A 20,368-nucleotide genomic window follows, 5' to 3' on the forward strand; every position below is an offset into this window, starting at 1 on the left:
CGTCAGTACGCCGGGCCAGGTCCACACATCAACCGATGGGACTCGGCATCCACACACGCGTTCAGCACGGGCTTCCCTCAGCCCGGCACCTGAGCTAACCGCCCCCCCCCGCCCGTGCCGTCGCCACTACGAGCAGTGCGCCCGGGGCGGTCAGGGAAGGTGTCCTCTCGGCTCCTTGCCGATGAGCCGGTCCCGACCCCACGACAGCAGGAGAGCCAGAGGCGTGACGAGCAGACCGATCAGTAGTGCCGGACCCCAGTCCATGCCGTCTCTTCGGTAGCGCATGATCAATACGACGCAGACGTAGGCCAGCCCAATGATCAGGGCGTTCTTCAAGTGCTTGGGCAGTGTCATGAGCCCCCAATTGTCCTGAGCCCTGCAGGACATGGCGGAATCCCTCACCTCACTTCTCACCGGTCTTCATGAACCTGAGACCGGGCATGAGCACCCGCGCGCCGACATCCCCGAGGGGGCATGGCGTCGGCACGCAGGCATACGCGGCTGTTACGACGGTCCGGCGCACGGCCGCCGCACAGCTGGGCGCGCGTCCGCCGCCGCACCATGCGGCCGATCAGAGGGCGTCAGGCCGGGCGGACCGCGCCCTTGATCGCCGACTGGCCGGCGAAGAACAGCGACTCCTCACGGATGAGCGCTCCCGGACCCGGTGCGTGAATCATCATGCCGTCGCCGCTGCAGATACCGACGTGACCGAAGTCGTCGTGGAAGAAGACCAGATCTCCGACCCGGACGTCAGCGAGCGAGACCTGTACTCCCGCTCCCCATTGGGCCTGGGTGGTCCGGGGAAGCGTGACGTCGGCAGCCTTCCACGCGGCCCGGGTGAGACCGGGGGCGTCGTACGAGCCCGGCCCGACTGCGCCCCATACGCAGGGCCGACCGATCTGCGCTCGGGCGAAGGCGATCACCCGCTCGGTCTGGGTGCTGTGGCCGGCCTCCGGCGACAGCCAGGGTCCACCGGAGGCGACGGGTGTGAAGATGGTGGAGGGAGTTTCGCGTGCCGAGAAGGCAACCGGTGCTGTTGGTGCGGCAGCTCCTGCTGGTGCGGCGGAGGCGGATACGGTGGCCGGCTCCGTGAGCAGTGCCGGAGCAGGAGCCGCCAGGGCAGATGCAGGGATGTCCGGCAGACCGGTGCCATAGGTCTCGGTAGGCACGTCGGCCGGTGAACCGGAGGTGTAGTACGCGGCGGGATCGGCCGCCTGAGCCGCGGTATACGGTGCGGTCGCGCCGGTCACCGGACCGGCACCGTACGCCTGCGCCCCGCTTGCTGGAAGATCCGCCTGGTGAGTGCCAGCGGTGAGGTGCGGGTCGGTGGGCAGCACCACAGCGGCCTGTAGGGCGGGCAGCCAGTTGGACTCGGGGGCGCGGGCTGGTGCGGGCTCGTGCAGCGGCCATGCCGCCGCGTCGCCGCCCGGGACCGGCCGTGCACCGGCGCGCCAGGCGTCCTCGTCCCGCCGGGACTCGCCTTCCGCAGCCGGCGCGACACGCTGGTCGGAGAGCTGAGGGAGGGAACCGGTGCTCGGCGCCTGTGCCGATCCGCCGGTCAGTTCCCACGCGACACCGGTGGGCGCCTCGGGCACCTTGGGTGCTTCGAGGGCGAGGGGTTCCGCGGGACGTTCCGCCGGGCGCGCGGGTCCTGCTGCCTGGGGCGCGCGGGCGGGACGGACCGGCGGTCTTCTGTCCGACTGCCACACCGGCACGGTCGGACCCAACTTGGCACGGGCGGCGTCGAACCACTGCCGGGCAAGGGTTCCGACCGTCGGCTCCGTGTCCTCCTGGGGTCCGACGCGGGCGGCAGCGCCCCGCTGACGCGGGATCGCAGCGGCGCGGGTCGCGTTGAAGGTGCCCGTGTCGCTCTCGGCCCGGTCGTAGAGGTTGTCGACCCACCGCCGGACCTCGTCAGGGCTCGGCCCCTCGCTCTCAGTCGCCAACGCGGGAACCAGCAGACCGAGAGAGCCGGGCCTCGACAGTGAAGGCTTCCGGGGCAGGGGAGTGGGCCTTGTCCGCGAAGCCGGTCGCTTCGGGGCTCGAGGTTGGTTTCGACGCCATGGAAAAGCGTGCTCCTTCCGTCCGCGAGTGCACGAAACCGTCTGCCTATCGGTGGAAGTCGTGCACGCAGTGGTCAAGTTAACCAACTTGTGAGCCTTCCGTGAAGATCCAAGACCGATATGCCCGATAGCTCTACTGTGATCTTCACCCTCCGTTCGCACCTCCGAGGGCAATGCTCCGTATCTGCGGATCACGCCCGACGCGTCGGCTCCTGGCAGCAGGCCGACCTCGGCGCCGCACTCGGTACCGCCCCGGGCCGGTGCTGGGTCGTCCACGCACTGACCCTCGGCACCCGCACGCCGACGACGAGATCACCACGTGATTGTCCGCCCAGCGCTGTGTCGCGCCGCTCGCCGCGCACGGCGCCCCCTGCTCGTGACCACCCTCCTGCAAGGCGCCGTCACCCTTACCCGCCTGGCACAGGCCGCCCTGCCGGCCCTTGCGCTCGCCGGCCTGGCCGACGGCGACAACGGCCGGCTCCCGTGACTGCCGGCCGCTGTCCTGGCCGTCGTGGCCGCCCGTGCCTGACTCACCCTGTGGCAGTGGCGCACCGCCACACGTGCCGGACCCGGTACCGGGCGACGGTGCGAAATGAACTCCTGGACCACTTGAGCCGGTTGGGGCCCGCGTACCTGACCACCGCGCGGGCCGGACCCGTCCGCACCACCCTCATCGACGGGGTGGAGGGCGTCGACCCCTACGTCTCCCGTCACCTGCCCCAGCTCCTGGTCACGCTCGCCGTCCCCCTGGCCATGGTCGAACCGCGGGCCTTCCTCGGCCTCGTCCCCGCCCTGCTCCTCGCCTCGCTGGAGCCGCGTGCCTGGAGCCGGCTCCTCGCCGCCTGCGGCAGGGGTCCGGAACGCGGTGCGGGCAACGGTAAGGCGCCTGGCTGCCCCGATGATCTGCTAGACGGCTGCCGCCGTACCTGCGTGCTCGTGCTCATGCTCATGCTCGAGATCGCAGATGTCCCCCGTGCCCCACACGGGAAAGGGGTCCTCGGCGGGCACCTGCTCGCCCTCGGCCATCAGGCAAGCGGCCAAGGCGGCGCGCAGACTCGGCTCCCGCAAGCCGACACCGATGAACACGAGCTCCTGCACGTGGAGCGCGTCGATGTCGCGGACTCCGGACGGCTCGAAGCGGGCCACGGCTCCGGCCTGTGACCACAGGCCGGTCACGCCCTCCCGTCCGGCCAAGGTAAAGAAGCCTTTGGAGCGCAGTACTTGGCCGTGTGCTCCGCCGTCCAGGTCCTCGGTGACGAACGCCCACAGCCTGCCGGGGTGGAACAGCGCGGAGGAGCGGAAGACCAGGGAGGAGATGCCGTACTCCTCGGTCTCCGGAACGTGGTCGCCGTTGAGTTCCTGAACCCAGCCGGGTGCCTGTTGTGCGCGCTCCAGGTCGAACCGTCCGGTCTCCAGGACGTCGCGCACGCCGACCCGGCCGTGCACCACCGGGATCAGACGGGCCGTCGGATTCAGCCGTTCCAGCACTCCGCGCACCCGTTCGGCGTCGGCTTCACCGACTAGATCCAGCTTGTTCAGGACCAGCACGTCGGCGAACTCGACCTGGTCGATCAGCAGGTCGCTCACAGTGCGCTCGTCGTCCTCATATGGAGCCAGACCCCGGTCGGCCAGGTCGTCGCCGGTGCCCAGTTCGGCGAGGAAGTTGGCGGCATCGACAACGGTGACCATGGTGTCCAGCCGGGCCACCCCGTCCAGGGTGGCGCCGTCGTCGCGGGCGAAGGCGAAGGTCGCGGCGACCGGCATCGGCTCGGAGATGCCGCTGGACTCGATGAGCAAGTAGTCGAAGCGGCCGTCCCGGGCCAGCCGGTCGACTTCCTCCAGCAGGTCGTCCCGCAGGGTGCAGCAGATGCAGCCGTTGGTCATCTCCACCAGCCGCTCCTCGGTCCGGGAGAGGGCCGCCTCGCCGCCGCGCACCAGGGCGGCGTCGATGTTGATCTCGCTCATGTCGTTGACGATCACTGCCACGCGCAGGCCCTCGCGGTTGCTGAGGACGTGGTTGAGAAGGGTCGTCTTTCCGGCGCCGAGAAAGCCCGACAGCACGGTGACGGGGAGACGCTGCGAGGGCATTGGTGTCAGCCCTCCGGGCGCAGCAGCCCGCGCCGGCAGGCGGGCACGAGGTGCTGGTACTGCTGCCCCCGGTAGGTCGCACCGTCGCCGGTGACCGCTATGAGGGTAGGCGTCCTCGCCTCCCATCGCGCACGGCGGTTGCGGCTGCGGGACATGTTGTGCCTGGGCACGGCCATGGGAGAGGTCCTCTCGGTCAAGGCGGGGGGAGACGTGGAAGCGCCGTCGGTGGGCGGGAGAGACACCGACACTATACGACAATGATTTTCATGTGCTTTACGGCGGGGATGAGGGGGCACTCGGTCAATGCGTGTCGCACATGCCGAGGCGGACGAAGCGCAGGGCAAGGGTGGCCGGCGGCTCAGCGATGCCCGGCCCGCCGCCCAACGCACGCGCCGACTCGACCCGGCCAGTAGCCCATATGGCTAAGGATGAGAAGCGCTCAGCCATGACGACTGGCTCCAGTGATGAGTTTTCGCACCGGATCCCGTCACACCTACGACGGGGGATACGACGAGGCGGAAGGATGACGTGATGAGTGCGGACACGCGGCTGAAGGAGCTGGGCGTGAGCGGTCTGGGCCGGAGCGGGCTGGGCGAGGTCGACGAGCCGACGTTCTCGGGACTGGTGGAGCGGCACAGGCGGGAGCTGCACGTGCACTGCTACCGGATGCTCGGGTCGTTCGATGACGCGGAGGACACCGTGCAGGAGACGTTCCTCCGTGCCTGGCGGCGGCGGGAGACCTTCGAGGGGCGGTCGACGTTCCGGGCCTGGCTGTACCGGATCGCCACCAACGCCTGCCTGGATCTGCTCGCCAAGTGCCGCCCGGAGCCCGCGACCGGCGGCGAGGTGCTGTGGTTGCAGCCCTACCCGGACCGGCTGCTCGACGAGCTGCCGGCGGGCGACGCGGACGAGCCGGAGACCGCCGCCGTCGCGCGGGAGACGATCGAGCTGGCGTACCTGGTCGCCGTCCAGCACCTCGCGCCGCGCCCTCGGGCCGTGCTGATCCTGAGGGACGTGCTCGGCTGCCCGGCGAAGGACGTCGCCGAGCTCCTCGGGGACTCCGTGAATTCCGTGAACAGCGCGCTGCAGCGAGCCCGCGCCGGCATGCGGGAGCACCTGCCCGCCGAGCGTCAGGACTGGACCGGAGGTGAACAGGACGTCGGGACGCGCGAGCTGGTGCGCCGCTATACCGACGCCAGCGTGGCCACGGACGTCGACGGGCTCGCCGCACTGCTGCGGGACGACGTCCGCTGCTCGATGCCGCCCACACCGGGCCTGTACGTCGGCCGCGACGCGGTGGTGAACGACTGGGTCGAGAGCGGCTTCGAGGGCATGAAGGGTCTGCGCGCCGTCCTCACCTCCGTGAACCGGCAGCCCGCCGTTGCCTTCTACCTCTGGCGGAAGCAAGAGGGCGCGTACCTGCCGCTGACGATCGACGTCCTGCGCATCACCGGCGGGGCGATCACCGAGATCGTCACGTTCCACGACGACCGGTTCCCACGGCTCGGGCTGCCCGAGCGCCTGCCGGCGGACGGCATGGAGTAGTCCCAGTGGGGACGCTCGGGCTGCGCGGGGGTGCTCGTGTCGCGATGATCGCGGCGGAGTGGTGCGACGCGTCCGGCGTCGTCACCCGCGGGCGCGTGCACCGAGGCCAGCCCAAGGCTGGTCGGCGCGCGCGGCCGGGCTCGCCGATCGCTTGCCAGCTCAGGGAGAGGGCGGGGCCCGTGACCGTCAGTCCGGCGGGCCGGGGGGCCTTGTTCTAGTTGCTGTCGAGCCCCCAGAAGCGGGTGGTGTGGTAGCTGGAGCAGATGGTGTCGCGATAGTAGGTGCCGGCGCTGCCGCACTGTCGGGCGTCGCCGCCTGGGTCGACAGCCAGTCCGTGCCCCATGCCGGAGACCGAGTAGACCTCGACGGCGGAGCGGCCGGAGGCGTCGTCGAACACGCTCAGCGTGGTGCCCCCACCGAGATTCTCCGTACGGGAGGGCGTCTGGCCGATGCCCCACACGTCGGTCCACTGGTCGCGCAACTCGGCGGCGTTGGCGGGCTTCACGGTGGTGTCGGCGGTGCCCTGCCAGATTGCCACGCGCGGCCAGGAGGTCGTGCCGGCCGGAGCGGCGGAACGCACCAGATTCCCCCACTGGACGGGGCTCTTGTCCGGCGGGATGTACATGCAGGTGTAGGCCGTGGCCACGCTGCTCGCGCAGCCGGTGGGCAGTCCGGAGTTGATGGACCCGCCCGCGAAGACGTCGGGGTAGGCGGCCAGCATGTTCGCTGTCATGGCGCCGCCCGCGGACAGGCCGGTGATGTAGATGCGCCGCGTGTCGCCGCCGTACAGCGCGACGGCCTTGTCCACCATCTGCTTGATCGACAGTGCCTCGCCACGACCGCGTCCGCTGTCGCCCGGCTCGAACCAGTTGAAACAGGAGTTGCCGTTGTTGGCGCTGTTGGTCTGGGGGAGGACCAGCGCGAAATCGTGGGTGTCGGCGAACTTGGGCCAGCCGGAGTGCGCGTAGTAGTCGTTCGCGCTCTGCGTGCAGCCGTGCAGGGCGACGACCAGCGGGGCGCCGGCAGGCAGTGCATCGGGTGCGTAGGTGTACATCGACAGGTTGCCGGGGTTGGTGCCGAACCCGGTGACCTGGGTCAGACCGGCGGCGGATGCCGGGGGGCTGATGACGAGCAGGCTGCCCGTCAGCGTCAGAGCCCCGGCGGCGGTGGCCCAACGACGAATGCGCCGGACGAGCGTCCGGGAGAAGCGGAACGCAGGATGCGACTGTCCCATGGCGACTGCCTCCTGAGGTTGTGGGGGCCTCGCCGGCACCGGCAGGACAGGTGACCGGCGAGGCGTGCATCATCGGCGCTCGCGTGTCGGCGCCGGCATGGGTGGGACAGCCACAGGTGGCGAGAACCCGTGTGCCGGCGGAACATTTCCCGGCTCGTGAAGCGTCGTGTAGCGCAGGAGTCCACAGGCCCGGGCCGTACGGCCAAATGCGCCCTGCGCCGAGTGGTGCCGACAGCCACGCCGTGGCTCTGGACGGTGGTGGTCAGCCCCATATGTCGCTGCGAAGCCGCGCTATAGCCTCCCGCGCATCCCCGTACCCGACCGCGGAGGTTCACGCATGCCTCTCTCTTTCCGCCCCATGCCACGCTCCTGGAGACGCGGTGGACCAGCGGCCCTCGCCCTGGCCGCACTCACCCTCGCACCCGTGCCCGCCGGGGCAGCACCGGTGAACGCGGGTGGCGGCCACTGCGCGCACCTCACCCAGGTGCGCGTACCGGGGGCCGAGCACCAGCGGGTCGCCTGCCTGGACGAGTTGACCACGGCGGGCACGGTCACGTCGGGCCACACCGACCCGGCCGACTGGGCGGGCCTCACACCCAGGGACCTGGCCGTTCCCAGCGGGGTCCCCGGTATCCAGATCGACGGCTACTTCCCGGACACGTCCACCACCAACACCAACCACGGATGGAACCATGACGCCCAGTTCGTCATGCGCCTGCCCGACCGGTGGAACGGCGGTCTGGTGGTCGCCGGCACCCCCGGCAACCGGGAGCAGTACGCCAACGACCGGGCCATCGCCGACTGGGTGCTCTCCCGCGGCTACGCCTACGCCGCCACCGACAAGGGCAACACCGGCCCGGCCTTCTACCGGGACGGCAAGAAGCCGGGCGACGCCATCGCCGAATGGAACGACCGGCTCACCCAACTCACCCGAGCAGCCCGCGCCACACTCGCCCGGCACTACCACCGCCCGCCGTCACGCACCCTGGTGACCGGCATGTCCAACGGCGGATACCTCGTGCGCTGGCAGTTGGAGAACCATCCCGGCCTCTACGACGGGGGAGTCGACTGGGAGGGCACCCTGTGGCGCTCCGACGGCCCCACCCTGCTGAACTTCCTGCCCGAAGCTCTCCGCAACTACCCCGCGTACGCCAGCGGTGGCGAGGAAGCAGACGCGGCGCGCAGAGCTCTGCACGCCGCCGGCTTCCCGGCCGGTTCCGAGTTCCTCTGGCCGTACCACCACAAGGTCTACTGGGACCTGACCCAGCGCATCTACCGCGAGGAACTGGACCCCGGTTTCGACGGCCCCATCGAGGCGGGCACGCCCTTCTGCGCGCCGGGCACGCCGGCCTGTGACGCCGACTACGACTATGCCGCCCGGCCCGACAAGGTCCGCAGGGCCATGGAGAAGATCGCTCTGACCGGCCGGATCGGCAAACCGCTGATCACCCTGCACGGCACCCTGGACGTCCTGCTGCCGATCGCCCAGGACTCCGACGTCTACGCCCGCATGGTGAGCCAGGCCGGCCGCGGCGAACTGCATCGCTACTACCGCATCCAGGGCGGCACCCACACGGACGCCCTCTTCGACACCCACCCGGAACGCCTGCGCCCCCTCACGCCGTGCCACCGCACGGCCTTCACGGCCCTGGAGAACTGGCTGATGCCAGGACACCGCCCCCCGGCCTCTCGCACCGTCGCGCTGCCCGCTGATAGAGACTCCGCGACACTCCTGAACACCTGCTCCCTGGACGCACGCACGACCGCGGCCGATCTCCGTCGTCCCTGATTTCTGGGGCGCGGTGCCTCAGGCACCCGAACTCCGGGCACATCGTCGCCTCGCCGCCGATGAACCGCACCTTCTTTCCTACGATTGCGGCGGCCTCGCTGACGAGGCGCTTCCAGTCGTCGGTGGTCAGGCTGCCATGCCGCTCAGCGGGGCCTCGACGTGTGCAGGGGGTGGCGTATCGAGGCGGTGTGCCAGGCCGAACAGGATGTGCGCGGGCGCCAAGAGCAGCGGGGGCGCCGCTCGTGGCGACGACCGGTGGCCGGCTCGGACGGCGCTTCCGTAGCTGACCCGGGCAAGCCTTCACGAGATGTCGTGGTGGCGGGGGAGTGAGGCCCCCGTCCGGAGCCCTGGAGTGCGCTGCCGACGTAACTGCCCATCGTTGCTCTTTGAGAGGTGGTCGCTGCGGCGGCTGCACTCCGCGCGTTGGTCGTCTGAGGAAAGATGTGCATGGCGGAGGCTGCCGTCTGTGTGCCCCTCTGCCCGAGGTACGAGACCCCGAGGAGTCGCACTGGTTCGCCAGGTCAGCGGTGGCGGCCGCCCCCCCGGGCTGGCTGGAGGGCCAAAACGAGGGTGCGCAGGCGACGTTGCGGAAAGAATGGCCGCCATGACGTACGAAGGCTCCTCCATCGACCCGGCCAAGCCCAGCATCGCCCGCGTCTACGACTACTTGCTGGGCGGCAAGGACAACTACGCCGCGGACCGTGCGGTCGGCGACGTGTTCAAGCGCGACCTGCCCGGTTCGGTGGCCATCGCCTTCGCCAACCGCGCGGCCTTGACCCGGGCGGTCAGGGAGATCGCGAAGACCACCGGCATTCGGCAGTTCATCGACCTGGGCAGTGGCCTGCCGACCGCGGACAACGTCCACCAGGTCGCGCAACGGCATGCTCCCGAGTCCCGGGTCGTCTACGTCGACACCGACGTCCAAGTGTTGGTCCACGGCCGGGCACTGCTGGAGGACAACGACCGGACCCGCGTCGTCGCGGTCGATGTGCGCAACCCCGAAGGCATCCGCTCTCACCCCGCCACGCTCGAAATCATCGACTTCGCCCGTCCCGTCGCCGTCATCCTCAGCGCCATCCTTCACCACGTCAACGATGACGAGGACCCGGCCGGCATCGTCCGCTACTGGCGCGACCAGGTCCCGTCCGGAAGCTACTTCTTCATCAGCCATTTCCGCTCTGGCGACAACCCGGAGACCGTGGAGGCCGAGAAGGTCCTCCAGCAGACGTTCGGCCGCGGCCGGTGGCGCACGGACGCGGAGATCGCCTCCCTGCTGGACGGCCTGGAGATCCTCGACCCGGGGATCGTCCCCGCGTCTCTGTGGCGTCCCGACGAGCCCGACACCCCGTGGAACAGCGGCGAAAGACGAGAGCTCACGGTCTGGGAACACCTCATCGCCGCCGGACTGGCCCGGAAAGCCTAAAGGGTGTTGCAGACGCTGTGATCAGGGCATTTCCGTTGTGTGCGTGGGGGGTTGAGGACTGAGCCGTTGTGAGTGGAGACGTTTCACAGGGCTGCGGATGAAGCAGTTCGAGCTGATTGCTGAAGGTGGTGCGGGAGCGGGTGGCGACGGGCTGGGGGATCGGCCTCCATGGTGCCTGCCGCTGGCCGACCGGGTTCTGGTGGTAGCGGTCCACTACCGCACGAACCTCACCATGCGGCAGCTCGCACCGTTGTTCGGGGTCTCGCCTGAGCCTGTCCGCCTTCCGGCTGCGGACGTTCCGCCCGGCGGTACACGGGTTCCTGGACACGATCCGGGACGGGCACCCGGACACCCCGCTGCTGTTGATCTCTCCGGTGAGCTGTCCGGCCCTGGAGGAGACCCCCGACCCGACCGCGACCGGCCCGGACGGCAGGCTCGCTGCCCTGGGCGACCCGGCCGATGTGGCCGGCGGGGCATTGTCGCTGGCGGTGGTCCGTGCCGAGCCGGCCCGGATCGCTGCGGCACGACAGGTGTCCGATCCCCACCTCCACTATCTCGACGGACGCGAGCTGCTCGGCCCGGACGAGGCAGATGACCTGGCCGACGGCTTTCACCTTACGGCCGCCGCATACCGTCGAATGGGCAAGCGCTTTGCAGCCCACGCCTTCGCGGCCGACGGTCCCTTTCGCTGAGTGAACTGGGCTCCACACCCTGCACCAGGTGTGGAGCTTCCACGCTCCTTTGGCCGGAGACAGGCGGTGGGGGGATTCAGGGCACTGCTCGCCTCATGAAGGATGGGTTCGGGTGATCTCTTCCGCTGGAACGTCGTTGTCGCCGTTGGGGAAGCGGTTGCGCGTGCTGCTGAGTGCAGAGCGTGTCGTCGGTGACCTGCGGCGCTACTTCGGCATAGGCATGCCGCCCGGCGAGTGCCGTTCACCGGCAGTCGGTTCGAGTATCCGGCGGGTGGGGGAGACAAGCCGGAGGCCGCCGACCGGATCACGGCGGAGGACCTGGTCGCAGTGCAGACCTTGTCGGTGACCGTTCCGGCGCCTGTCGCGCTGGACATTCTGGAGGGCCCTCTCGGCGCGCGGCTGTCCGGCCTGCTGCAGGCCATTCCCAGGGACATCGACATGGCTGATGCCGAAGCCGCTGTCGTGGCCGACGGCTCGCCGGCGGACCAGGCCTGGCATCTCCTTCGCGACCAGCCCGATGTCGCATAGGTGATCACGGGGCAGATTCTGGCGCGTCAGCGTCCGCGGTTGGTCCCGGTCCACGACCGCGTCGTCCGCTGCGCTGTGGGCAGGCCGCCGTCCTTCTGGCTGGCTCTCCACACCGCGCTGCGTGAGGACGACGCTGCTTTGCACCGCCACTGCCAACGACCCGAGGGGTTGTGCCACCATCACCGCGCAGAAGTCCGGCACGGTCTCCCGGCTCGCCGTCAACCGCATCCAGCAGGTGGAGGGCGGCGACCTGCTCGTCCAACTCGGCTGAGTCGCAAGCACCGTTCCCGACGCGCCCTGCACCTACGCGTCGCGGTGTGTTCAGGCGCCGCCCTTGCGGAGCATGTCGTCGATCCGGGCGCCCTCCGCCGCCCCGACCCCCTCCGTACCGAGGGTGACACCCAACGCCTCGGCGAGCGCGCGGTGGTGGACGTCGACGGCCGACTCGATGAGCGTCGCCAGGTCGTCCAGACCGGTGCGAGCCCGGCGCCACCCGGTGAGGAAGACGCAGGCCCCGACGACGAGGGCCGGCCACCACACGATCCCCACCAGCGCGTAGAGGCAGCCCCAGCCGGCCAGGGACACCGCGTCCGCGAAGGCGGCCCGCGCGCTGATCACCGGCCTGCGCGCTTCGTCACCCAGCAGCAGCCACAGCCGGGGCCAGGCCGCCGAGGCGTCGAACCAGTACTGCGCCCGCGTCCGCGCCTCGACCAGCCTGATCCGGTCACTCATCCAGGTCCGCCGCTGCGGCAGATACGCCGCCACGGTCGCCACCCCGGCCCGCTCGGCCGCGCGCACCGCCCTGCGGCGCCGCCGCCCGCCACCGGAGGACCCGGCGCTCAGCCACACCCGCTCGACGGCCACGCCCAGTTCACTCGCGAGGGCGCCCACCACGCCCGCCGCGAGCAGCGCCAGCCCGACGTCCACCGCCGCCCCGGACGGCTCCCGGCGCCAGCCGCGCCACACCGCCTCGGCCCACACCCTCAACTCGTCGGCGCTCAGCGCCCCTTCGTGACCGAGGTGCCGGCCCGCCACCGCCACGGCGACCAGCAGGAGGCCCGGCAGCAGCACGGCGGTGAACCAGCGGCTGTTCACATGCCGGTTCAGTTCGGCGAGTACACCCGTGACCATCGCGCGTCACGCCGTCGGCCGCATGGCCGCACCGAAGGCGTGGCACACCGGCACGTGCCCCTGCGCGTCCCGCCCCGCCGTCCGGTCGCACCGCTCGCGCGGACAGACGTAGGTGCCCGCGCCGACCGGCGTCGTCCGCGTGGTGCCCGGGAAGCCGACCAGGCCGAGCACGTCGCGGCCCGACCAGACACGGACGGCCTCCGGGTCCCCGTCCCGCACCCACTTGTGCACCGCGCGCACCGCCGAACCGCCCTCCTGGACCCGGGTCACGTCCCGGTCCAGCCGCTCACCGACCCCCGTACGCCGCGCCTGCTCGCGCAGCCCCGGCAACCGGGCGCACCACACGGCGAGCGCCTCGGACTCGGTCGGTTCCTCGGACGTCATGGACCCTCCGCGCAAGGTTGGTCACTCTGGGGTGAACGGTCGTATCGTTGTGTGCCTGTCGTGCCGTCAGGGTGCCACAGGCCAGGTGGGTGACGGCAGGGAAAAGGATGGGGCGGGATGAGGTTACGGGCCTGGGGCGATCCCGAGCGGCGGATCGAGGACAGCGTCACCCGGTACCTGAGCAGCGGACGTGCGGCCGAGGTCGCCGGTCCCCAACTCCTGCGGGACGCGGACCGGTTGCTGGCTCAGGCCGCCGAGGCGCCGCCCCGCTCGCCCGAGCGGGAGCGGGTGCTGCGCCTGGTGGGCCTGCTCTATCTCGCCCGCGAACTGGGCCTGCGCCAAGGCGCCGTACTCCCCGAGGCCTCCCACATCGCCGCCGCCCTGGGCCTGCTGCACGACACCCGGCCACAGTTGCTCCCCGCGCCCCTGTGGGACCTGGCCGTCGAGTTCGGCGCCGACCCGGCGACCCGCGCCGAGACCGCCGCCTCGTTCGCGCAGGCCGAGAAGGACGGCGGCGCCGATCCCCTCGCCTTCCTCGTCGCGCTGGAACACGCGGTGGCCGACCTGCCCCCGGGCCACCCGCGCCTGTGCCCCTACGCCCTGCTTCTCGCCGTCCACTGGCTCGAACGCGCCGGGACCTTCGAGGACGCGGGCGACCTCGACCGTGCCGAACAGTGGGGACGCGCCACACTCGCGCTCACCGCCACCGGCGACCCCACACGCGTCGCCGCGCTGCACGCGCTCGTCGCCACCCTCACCCGCCAGACGGCCCGGCACGACACGGCCGCCCACGCGGGAGCCGCCGTACGGATGTGCCGCAAGTACCTCGCCTCCGTACCCCCCGGCCAGGGCGAACACCTCGCCGTCCGCTTCTCGTTGGGCACCACCCTCAAGGTCCGCCACGCCCACACCCGGGCGTCGCGGGACCTCGACGAGGCGGTGGACGTGCTGCGGGACGCCGTCGCCGATGCCCGGCGCGCAGGCGGCCCGGCACCGGACCAGCTCAGGAGCTTCGCGGCGACGGTGTACGACCGCTACGTCCGCGAGCACGCACAGGAGGACCTGGACGAGGCGCTGGGCGCGATGAAGGAGGCCGTGTCCACAGCCGCCGCGCGTGGCGGCCCGGCGGCGGCGTCGGCCCTGCGGACCGAACTGGTCGCCCTGGAACGGGAGAACGCCGCCGGCCGTGGCCTGGACGTGACCCGTCGGCCGCTCCGCCGCCCACCGACGCCCCACCAGCGCGCCATGGAGGGGCGCGAGCTGGTCGACCGCTCCCAGACACCGGAGGGCGGCCTGCTCGACCTCGACCAGGGCATCGAACTGCTCGGCGGCGCCCTGCGCGAGCTGCCCCCGGACTTCCCCGACCGCGCGCCCTACGCCGCCTACCTGGGCCAGGCACTGCTGAACCGCTACGAGGCCGAGCAGGACGCGGCGGACCTGGACGCGGCCGAGGAGACGGTCCGGCACGCGGTGCGGCTGTGCCCCGAGGGCGACGACAACCAGGTGCCGTTCCGCACCCTGCTCGCCATGATCGCTGACGCCCGCCACCAACGCCTCGGCACCCCCGAGACCCGCGACGCGGCCGTCCAGCGGTGGCGCGACCTGCTGTCCCGGCCGCTTGACCTGACCGGATACCGCCGACGGACCCTGCACCGGCTCGGCGCCCACCTCGTCGCCCGCCACGAGGACACCGGCACCCTCTCCGACCTCGACGAGGGCGTGGACGCCCTGCGGCAGGCCCTCGACGCGGCCGGCCCCGCCGACGGGGAACACGGCCCCGTCGCCCTCGACCTCGCCGCCGCCCTGCTCCGCCGCCAGGAACACAGCGGCACCGCGCGCGACCTCGACGAGGCACACACCTGCCTCACAGCCGCGCTGGACCGCCTCCCGCCCGACGACCCCCGGCACACCCGCGCCCGCGACCTGCTGACCACCGTGACCGAACGCCGGCGCGAGGTCCACACCCGGCACGAGGAGAAGGCGGCGCCGGTCCTGCGCTCCAGCACCTTCGTCTCAGGCCCGGCCGACCCGCCCGCCGTGCCGGCCGACCAAGCGGGCGGCGACCCCGACGAACTCAGCTCCGTCGTCCGTCACAGCAACCGCGTCAACACCCTCCTCGGACACTTCCGGCACACCGGCGACACCGAGGCCCTCACGGAGGCCGTCGACATCAGCCGCCGCCTGCTCGCCGGCATGCCGGACACCCACCCCTACCAGGCGCTCGTCCACGCGGACCTGGGCGCCGGACTGCTGCTGCGCTTCGAGCACGAGGGCGACCCCCGCGACCTCGACGCCGCCGTCGACCACCTGCGCCGAGGCGCGCACGGCCCCGACGCCACCGTCCAGCAACTGCGGAACCAGCTGAACCGCCAGGACCTCACCGTCGAGGAACTCGACCGCATGACCGGCGGCTCGCTCGCCGGAGTCCTCGAACTGACCGGCGGACGCGGCAAGGAACTCGCCCACCTCGCCGGCGCCCTCGTCCGCCGCTTCGAACGCGACGGCGCTGCAGGCGACCTGGAGGAAGCGGTCGCCTCCGCACGCCGCGCGGTCGAGACGACCCCCGCCGAGAGCACCGTCGACCTGCACGACCGGCAGGCCATGCTCGGCCTCGTCCTGCTGACTCGGTACCGGCACACCGGCCACCGAACCGACCTCGACCAGTGCGTCGACTCCGGGCGCGCCGTCCTCGCCCTCACCGACGACATCGTGGGCGGCCCGCCCGGCGAGCACCGGCGCGGCGCCCTCACTGCCCTGTGCAACCGCCTGCGCATGCGCTACCTGCTCACCGACGACGCCGACGACCTCGAGGAGTCCGTCGCCGCCGGACGGGAGGCCGCGCGACTCCAGCCGCCGGGGACCTCGGACGAGTACCTGCTGACCAACCTCGGCCTCGCCCTGTGGGATCGGTGGGCCCGGCACGGCGAGGCCGCCGACCTCGACGAGGCGATCGACCTCACCGGCACGGTCGCCCACGCGCTGCACCCCTCCTCACCCCGACGCGCCCACGTCCTGCGCACCCTCGCCCGGATGCTGGGCGACCGCAGCCTCGCCGGACCGGCCGCCGCGCGCCCCGACGACGCGGCCCGCTGCCTCGCCCTGTCCCGCGAGGCGGCCACCCGTGCGGACACCTCGCCCCCGGCCGAGCGTCTCGAAGCCGCCGTGGCCTGGGGCGACTTCGCCGCCGCCCGCGCCGCCGACGGGGACGGCGACTGGGCCGAGGCCGCCGACGCCCACGCGGTCGCCGTCGACCTGCTCGCGCTCCTCACCTGGCGCGGACTGTCCCGCGGCGACCGAGAGCGCCGCCTCGCCCCGTACGCGCACTTGGCCACCGACGCCGCCGCCTGCGCGATCCTCGCCGGGCGGCCCGAGCAGGCCGTCGAACTCCTCGACCAGGGCCGCTCCGTCCTGTGGAGCCAGGTCCTCGACACCCGCACCGACCTCACCGCGCTCCACACCGCCCACCCCGACCAGGCGGCCCGCCTGGAGGAACTGCGGGCGGGCCTCGACGACCTGCCCGACGGCCCGACCGGACCCGACGACGGCACCGAGCACCGGCGCCGCCTGGCCCGCGCCTGGGACACCCTGCTCGACGAGATCCGGCGCCTGCCCGGCTTCGCGCACTTCCTGAAGCCACTGCCCTTCGCCGACCTCTCGGCCGCCACCGCCGACGGCCCCATGATCCTCGTCAACGTCAGCCGGTTCCGCTGCGACGCCCTCGTAGTCACCCCCGGCCGGGTCCATCTCGTCCCCCTGCCCGGCCTGACCGCCCCCGCGGCGCAGCGCCGCACGCGGGACTACCTCGCCGCCCTCGAACGCCTCGACGACCCCGACACGCCCACCGGACCCACCCAGCAGGCCGTGCTGGGCACCCTGGAGTGGCTGTGGGACACGGTCGCCGCGCCGGTCCTCGACTCCGACCTCGCCCGGTCCTGGCAGGGCGGACGCGTGTGGTGGTGCGCGACCGGCCCGCTCGCCCTGCTGCCCCTGCACGCCGCCGGCTACCACGACCCCGACGACGAGCGCGAGGACGACGCCGTCCTGGCCCGCGTGGTCTCCTCGTACATGCCGACCCTGCGCGGCCTCCTGCGGGCCCGGCGCCCCGCCGCGCCGCCCGACCACGTACGCCGGCTGCTGATCCTGGCCCTCGGCGCCCCACCGCCGTACGCGTCCCACCTCGCCCCGCTGCCCGGCGCCCGCCAAGAGGCCGAAACGCTGCGCCGCCGCTTCCCCGAACGGCACACCCTGCGGCTCGACGCGGCCGCCACCGCCCAGCAGGCGCTGCACCTGCTCGACGGCCACACGTGCGTCCACTTCGCCTGCCACGCCGGCCAGAACCTCGCCGACCCCAGCAAGGGAGCCCTGTACCTGCACGACCGGCCGCTCACGGTCACCGACCTGACCCGACTCGACCTGGAGACACCCGAGTTGGCCGTGCTCTCCGGCTGTCAGACGGCCGTCGGCGGCACCGACCTGCCCGACGAGGCCATCCACTTGGCGGCGGCCCTCCTCCTCGGCAACTTCCGGCACGTCGTCTCCACCCTGTGGCCCATCGGTGACGACAGCGCCCGCGCCCTGACCGACGAGGTGTACGCCCGACTGGGCGACCCCGGAGGCCGCATCCACCCCTCCCGCACACCCCAGGCCCTCCACCGCGCGGTCCTGGAGGCCCGCCGCCGCGCCCCCGACGCCCCGCTCGCCTGGGCCTCGCACGTCCACTTCGGGCCGTAGGGAGGCGAGTCGGTCAGCAGAGCCGACGCCGGACGTCCCACTCCGGTCGCTTCAGCATCGACGACAGGCGCAGCTCCCGGGAGGCCGGGCAGAAGCGTGCGGGCGTCCCCGTGTACTCCACGTGGAAGACCGCCCTGACCGCCGTAACGAACGGGTGAGCCGCGTGCACTCGCCGTACTCGGCGCACTGCTCGTTGACGGCGAAGTCGAAGGTGCCGACCGCGGGATCTGCGCGAGGTCGTTCTTCAGGCCGACCGCCAGACCACGGGCGTGTGCGATCGGCGATCATCCGGTTGTGACGGAGCTGGTCCCGTGCGGTGAGCGGGAACCCGGTCCGGTCGGCGTACCCCTCCACCAGGTCGGACTCCACCGCGTCGAAGCCCTTGTCCCGGCCCATCTCGAACCGGCGCTCCATGACCGGCCGCAGGACGGAGATCCGGCGGATGTCGATCCACCGCTCGACCCGCCGGCCGTTGGGTTCGCCCAGTACCGCGCGGGGAAAGTCGTCGCGGTCCGGCCGGAAGTCCTCCCAGGCGCCCACGTTGACGTAGCAGATCACCTTGCGGCCGGCGCGGTGCAGCCGGGCCACGTCCTCGGCGTCGTTCTCGAAGCCGTCGATGTCGTAGACCGACACGTCCACCGACGGGTCCACCTTGCCGTCGAGCTGCCACTGCCAGACCAGTCCGGGTCGGGGCTGCCACATCGCCCCGGCGGTCGGTCCCGGCGGCCCAGAGCCGCAGACCCCGCGGGCGGGTGATCCGGCGGAGCATGTCCAGGCGATGTCGGCGTACCCGGGCCCTGACGACGACCCACCGCGGGACTCGACCTTCCGGCGCAGTTCCTCCAGACGTCGGCAAGTTCCACACTGTCACGGCGGCGGGGCGGCTCGGTGGTGACCGCGACGCCGCGGAGCCGGTCGGTGCGGAAGAGCCGGGGGCGCCCCGCCTGGTCGGCGATGAGGTACCACGTGCCGGCCTTGGAGACCAGCCCATACGGATCGATGGAGCAGACGTCGACTGTGCCGCGGCCACTGTGCCGGTAGGCGATCCGCAGCCGGTCGGCGAGGACGGCGTCGTGCAGCTCGCCCAGCCCGGTCTGGTCGCGCCGCCCGCCCAACCAGCCGTCGGGATCGATCAGCAGCCGTCGGCTCGTCAGCTCGGCGGCCGGCCGGTGCGGCCCACCCGCGCAAGCGCCCCCAGCGGCGCAGTGAAACACCCCACGGCCCGCAACAGGCCGCAGGCCTGCGGCAGATCCGTGACGCTCTGCCACTGCTGCCCTTCGAACTCCTCTATGTAAGGGTCAGTGGTTCCCAGGGAGAGCTGAGGACGCCGTCGCCGTCACCGGGCGTCTCCTGGGACCTGCCGAGCGGCCTCGCGGGAACGCGCATCCGCATCCAGGCGCATCAGAACGATGCCGTAGGCGGCGACCCAGACGACCCACAGGAGCCAGCCGGCGAGACCGAGGAGGCCCAGCGGGCCGGTGCGGTCGATCACCAGAGGGGTGAGGGTGGCCGAGGTGAACAGCAGGGCGGCCGAGGCCAGCCCCAGGACGTGGTGCCAGGGCCGGATGATCCCGGCGTGCCGGCCGCCGACGGACAAACCGACGAGGGCGAGGGCCAGAAAGGTGCCGTTGAGAGTGAACAGCGCATCGTGCAGAGCCCACAACCCGGCGGACCCATCGGTGCCGTCTGCGGCCGTCGACGCCAGGGCCAGACGAATCGCGATGACTCCGGCGAAAGCGGCGTTCTGCAGAATGAGGCCGGCGAACCCGAGCAACGACCACGCCTCGCCACATGCCCGCTCCGACCGCCACAGCGCGCGGACCGCGCCCGCACCGAACAGCGTGGCCAGGACCCAGGCGGCGGGCGTGAGCACGGATGCGACGCGGACCAGATCGCCCTCCGTGCTGAAGAACGCGTCGACGGCATCGATGTCGGCGCCGGTACGCGGCAGACCGGCGGGGACCACGATCACGTTGCCCATGACGATCAGGAAGGCGAAGCCGAGGGCGGCGATTCCGCTGAGGCGGGAGAAGCCCGTGGTGGGGATGACCGGCTCAGGTGATTGACGTAACATGTATTCACTATAGGCACCGTAAACCCAATGGGAAGGCCCGTTGTTGTGAGCGATGAGCCGGTCCGGCGCCGCTACGACTCGCTGCGCCGGACAGCGCAGGCGCAGCAGACACGCGCGGACATCGCCCGTGCCGCACGGCGGTTGTTCGTCGCCCGGGGCTGGGCGGCGACCTCCGTCCGGGAGGTGGCGCGTGAGGCCGGGGTCTCCGTACCGACCGTCTACGCGACGTACGGGAACAAGACGGGGCTGATCCGCGCGTTGGCCGACGCAGCGGACCTGTCGGCCGACGTGGCACAACTCGTCGCGGAACTGGAGGACCCGGCTGCCGGCCCCGCTTGCCAACTGGCGGCGATGGCCGCCTTCGACCGGCGGCTGTTCCAGCGCGCGGGCGACATCATCACCCTGGTGCGCGAGGCAGGGCGCAGCGAACCGGAGCTCGCGGCCTTCTACCGCGACAGCCGCAGGCGTGCCGACGAGGCCCGCATCCAGGTGTTCTCGTCCTGGCCGCCCGACGTCCTCCAGCATGGCGTGGATGTCCGGTTCGCCGTGGACGTCTACGGAGCCCTGTGCAACATCGACGTCTACACCGAGCTCACGCTCGTACGCGGCTGGTCCCCCGATCGCGTCGAGCAGTGGTGGGGACGAGCGCTGGCCCGCGAACTCCTGAACTGACCCTGCTCTCCCCT

Annotated in this window: 15 protein-coding genes and 4 pseudogenes; 9 read left to right on the forward strand and 10 right to left on the reverse strand. The window is 71.8% G+C overall.

Annotation, left to right across the window (positions count from 1 at the left end):
• Positions 1–150: 150 nt before the first annotated feature.
• The 4 genes from AB0G20_RS21700 to AB0G20_RS21715 all read right to left on the reverse strand — a co-directional run bounded on the left by AB0G20_RS21700 (position 151) and on the right by AB0G20_RS21715 (position 4,327).
• Positions 151–354, reverse strand: coding sequence for a hypothetical protein (locus AB0G20_RS21700; RefSeq protein WP_361304901.1), 204 nt, complete (start codon positions 352–354; stop codon positions 151–153).
• Positions 355–581: 227 nt separating this feature from the next.
• Positions 582–1,946, reverse strand: a complete 1,365-nt coding sequence (locus tag AB0G20_RS21705) for an NlpC/P60 family protein (protein WP_361304903.1) — start codon at positions 1,944–1,946, stop codon at positions 582–584.
• A 1,023-nt stretch (positions 1,947–2,969) separates the two neighbouring features.
• Positions 2,970–4,151: a GTP-binding protein gene (locus AB0G20_RS21710; RefSeq protein ID WP_361304905.1), complete on the reverse strand. Its 1,182-nt coding sequence runs from the start codon at positions 4,149–4,151 to the stop codon at positions 2,970–2,972.
• Positions 4,152–4,156: 5 nt separating this feature from the next.
• Entirely contained in the window at positions 4,157–4,327 is a 171-nt protein-coding gene (locus tag AB0G20_RS21715) for a 50S ribosomal protein L32 (RefSeq protein ID WP_361304907.1), read from the reverse strand.
• Between the two features lie 355 nt (positions 4,328–4,682).
• Here AB0G20_RS21715 and AB0G20_RS21720 point away from each other — a divergent pair, with 355 nt between their 5' ends.
• Positions 4,683–5,696 carry an RNA polymerase subunit sigma-70 gene (locus AB0G20_RS21720; RefSeq protein ID WP_361304909.1) on the forward strand — a complete coding sequence of 338 codons (1,014 nt, stop codon included), beginning with the start codon at positions 4,683–4,685 and terminating at the stop codon, positions 5,694–5,696.
• Between the two features lie 217 nt (positions 5,697–5,913).
• On the opposite strand, the pseudogene AB0G20_RS21725 reads toward AB0G20_RS21720, so the two are convergent.
• Positions 5,914–6,930 (reverse strand): annotated as a pseudogene (locus AB0G20_RS21725) (PHB depolymerase family esterase); the annotation flags it as partial.
• Between the two features lie 337 nt (positions 6,931–7,267).
• Between AB0G20_RS21725 and AB0G20_RS21730 the strand changes: the two are divergent.
• From AB0G20_RS21730 to AB0G20_RS21755, 6 genes and pseudogenes are all read left to right on the forward strand, one after another.
• On the forward strand, positions 7,268–8,719 hold the full coding sequence (locus AB0G20_RS21730) for a tannase/feruloyl esterase family alpha/beta hydrolase (RefSeq protein ID WP_361304911.1): 1,452 nt from the start codon (positions 7,268–7,270) through the stop codon (positions 8,717–8,719).
• Between the two features lie 604 nt (positions 8,720–9,323).
• The gene (locus tag AB0G20_RS21735; RefSeq protein WP_361304913.1) at positions 9,324–10,142 is read left to right on the forward strand and encodes an SAM-dependent methyltransferase; all 819 of its coding nucleotides are present in this window, start codon (positions 9,324–9,326) and stop codon (positions 10,140–10,142) included.
• A 72-nt stretch (positions 10,143–10,214) separates the two neighbouring features.
• Positions 10,215–10,407, forward strand: a pseudogene (locus AB0G20_RS21740) (transposase family protein); the annotation flags it as partial.
• A 97-nt stretch (positions 10,408–10,504) separates the two neighbouring features.
• A complete protein-coding gene (locus AB0G20_RS21745; RefSeq protein ID WP_361305066.1) occupies positions 10,505–10,834 on the forward strand; it encodes a hypothetical protein in 330 nt (109 codons plus the stop codon).
• Positions 10,835–11,068: 234 nt separating this feature from the next.
• Positions 11,069–11,467: pseudogene (locus AB0G20_RS21750) on the forward strand (DUF6308 family protein); the annotation flags it as partial.
• Between the two features lie 16 nt (positions 11,468–11,483).
• Positions 11,484–11,633: a hypothetical protein gene (locus AB0G20_RS21755; RefSeq protein WP_361304915.1), complete on the forward strand. Its 150-nt coding sequence runs from the start codon at positions 11,484–11,486 to the stop codon at positions 11,631–11,633.
• Positions 11,634–11,683: 50 nt separating this feature from the next.
• Here the strand turns inward: AB0G20_RS21755 and AB0G20_RS21760 are convergent, their stop codons facing one another.
• Entirely contained in the window at positions 11,684–12,493 is an 810-nt protein-coding gene (locus tag AB0G20_RS21760) for a hypothetical protein (RefSeq protein ID WP_361304918.1), read from the reverse strand.
• Positions 12,494–12,499: 6 nt separating this feature from the next.
• Entirely contained in the window at positions 12,500–12,877 is a 378-nt protein-coding gene (locus AB0G20_RS21765; RefSeq protein WP_361304920.1) for a hypothetical protein, read from the reverse strand.
• Between the two features lie 117 nt (positions 12,878–12,994).
• On the opposite strand from AB0G20_RS21765, the gene AB0G20_RS21770 reads away from it, so the two are divergent.
• Positions 12,995–17,608 (forward strand): CHAT domain-containing protein, encoded by a 4,614-nt coding sequence (locus AB0G20_RS21770; RefSeq protein ID WP_361304922.1) that lies wholly within the window; start codon positions 12,995–12,997, stop codon positions 17,606–17,608.
• 51 nt (positions 17,609–17,659) lie between these two features.
• On the opposite strand, the gene AB0G20_RS21775 is transcribed toward AB0G20_RS21770, so the two are convergent.
• The 3 genes and pseudogenes from AB0G20_RS21775 to AB0G20_RS21785 all read right to left on the reverse strand — a co-directional run bounded on the left by AB0G20_RS21775 (position 17,660) and on the right by AB0G20_RS21785 (position 19,682).
• A complete protein-coding gene (locus tag AB0G20_RS21775; RefSeq protein ID WP_361304924.1) occupies positions 17,660–18,310 on the reverse strand; it encodes an endo alpha-1,4 polygalactosaminidase in 651 nt (216 codons plus the stop codon).
• Between the two features lie 176 nt (positions 18,311–18,486).
• Positions 18,487–18,876, reverse strand: a pseudogene (locus AB0G20_RS21780) (WYL domain-containing protein); the annotation flags it as partial.
• A 68-nt stretch (positions 18,877–18,944) separates the two neighbouring features.
• Positions 18,945–19,682, reverse strand: coding sequence for a 2-oxoglutarate/malate transporter (locus AB0G20_RS21785; protein WP_361304926.1), 738 nt, complete (start codon positions 19,680–19,682; stop codon positions 18,945–18,947).
• Between the two features lie 45 nt (positions 19,683–19,727).
• Here AB0G20_RS21785 and AB0G20_RS21790 point away from each other — a divergent pair, with 45 nt between their 5' ends.
• Complete coding sequence (locus AB0G20_RS21790; RefSeq protein WP_361304928.1) at positions 19,728–20,354, forward strand: helix-turn-helix domain-containing protein; 627 nt, start codon at positions 19,728–19,730, stop codon at positions 20,352–20,354.
• Positions 20,355–20,368 lie beyond the last annotated feature (14 nt).

It is taken from the genome of Streptomyces sp. NPDC024017 (genome assembly GCF_040638895.1).
In the GTDB taxonomy this organism is placed as follows: domain Bacteria; phylum Actinomycetota; class Actinomycetes; order Streptomycetales; family Streptomycetaceae; genus Streptomyces.

What these genes read in the sequence shown, in the direction of transcription:
- AB0G20_RS21765 (WP_361304920.1), bottom strand. Translation starts at nt 12,877, where the DNA reads ATGACGTCCGAGGAACCGACCGAGTCCGAGGCGCTCGCCGTGTGGTGC.
- AB0G20_RS21700 (WP_361304901.1), bottom strand. Translation starts at nt 354, where the DNA reads ATGACACTGCCCAAGCACTTGAAGAACGCCCTGATCATTGGGCTGGCC.
- AB0G20_RS21720 (WP_361304909.1), top strand. Translation starts at nt 4,683, where the DNA reads ATGAGTGCGGACACGCGGCTGAAGGAGCTGGGCGTGAGCGGTCTGGGC.
- AB0G20_RS21730 (WP_361304911.1), top strand. Translation starts at nt 7,268, where the DNA reads ATGCCTCTCTCTTTCCGCCCCATGCCACGCTCCTGGAGACGCGGTGGA.
- AB0G20_RS21715 (WP_361304907.1), bottom strand. Translation starts at nt 4,327, where the DNA reads ATGGCCGTGCCCAGGCACAACATGTCCCGCAGCCGCAACCGCCGTGCG.
- AB0G20_RS21775 (WP_361304924.1), bottom strand. Translation starts at nt 18,310, where the DNA reads ATGTGGCAGCCCCGACCCGGACTGGTCTGGCAGTGGCAGCTCGACGGC.
- AB0G20_RS21785 (WP_361304926.1), bottom strand. Translation starts at nt 19,682, where the DNA reads ATGTTACGTCAATCACCTGAGCCGGTCATCCCCACCACGGGCTTCTCC.
- AB0G20_RS21710 (WP_361304905.1), bottom strand. Translation starts at nt 4,151, where the DNA reads ATGCCCTCGCAGCGTCTCCCCGTCACCGTGCTGTCGGGCTTTCTCGGC.
- AB0G20_RS21735 (WP_361304913.1), top strand. Translation starts at nt 9,324, where the DNA reads ATGACGTACGAAGGCTCCTCCATCGACCCGGCCAAGCCCAGCATCGCC.
- AB0G20_RS21760 (WP_361304918.1), bottom strand. Translation starts at nt 12,493, where the DNA reads ATGGTCACGGGTGTACTCGCCGAACTGAACCGGCATGTGAACAGCCGC.
- AB0G20_RS21770 (WP_361304922.1), top strand. Translation starts at nt 12,995, where the DNA reads ATGAGGTTACGGGCCTGGGGCGATCCCGAGCGGCGGATCGAGGACAGC.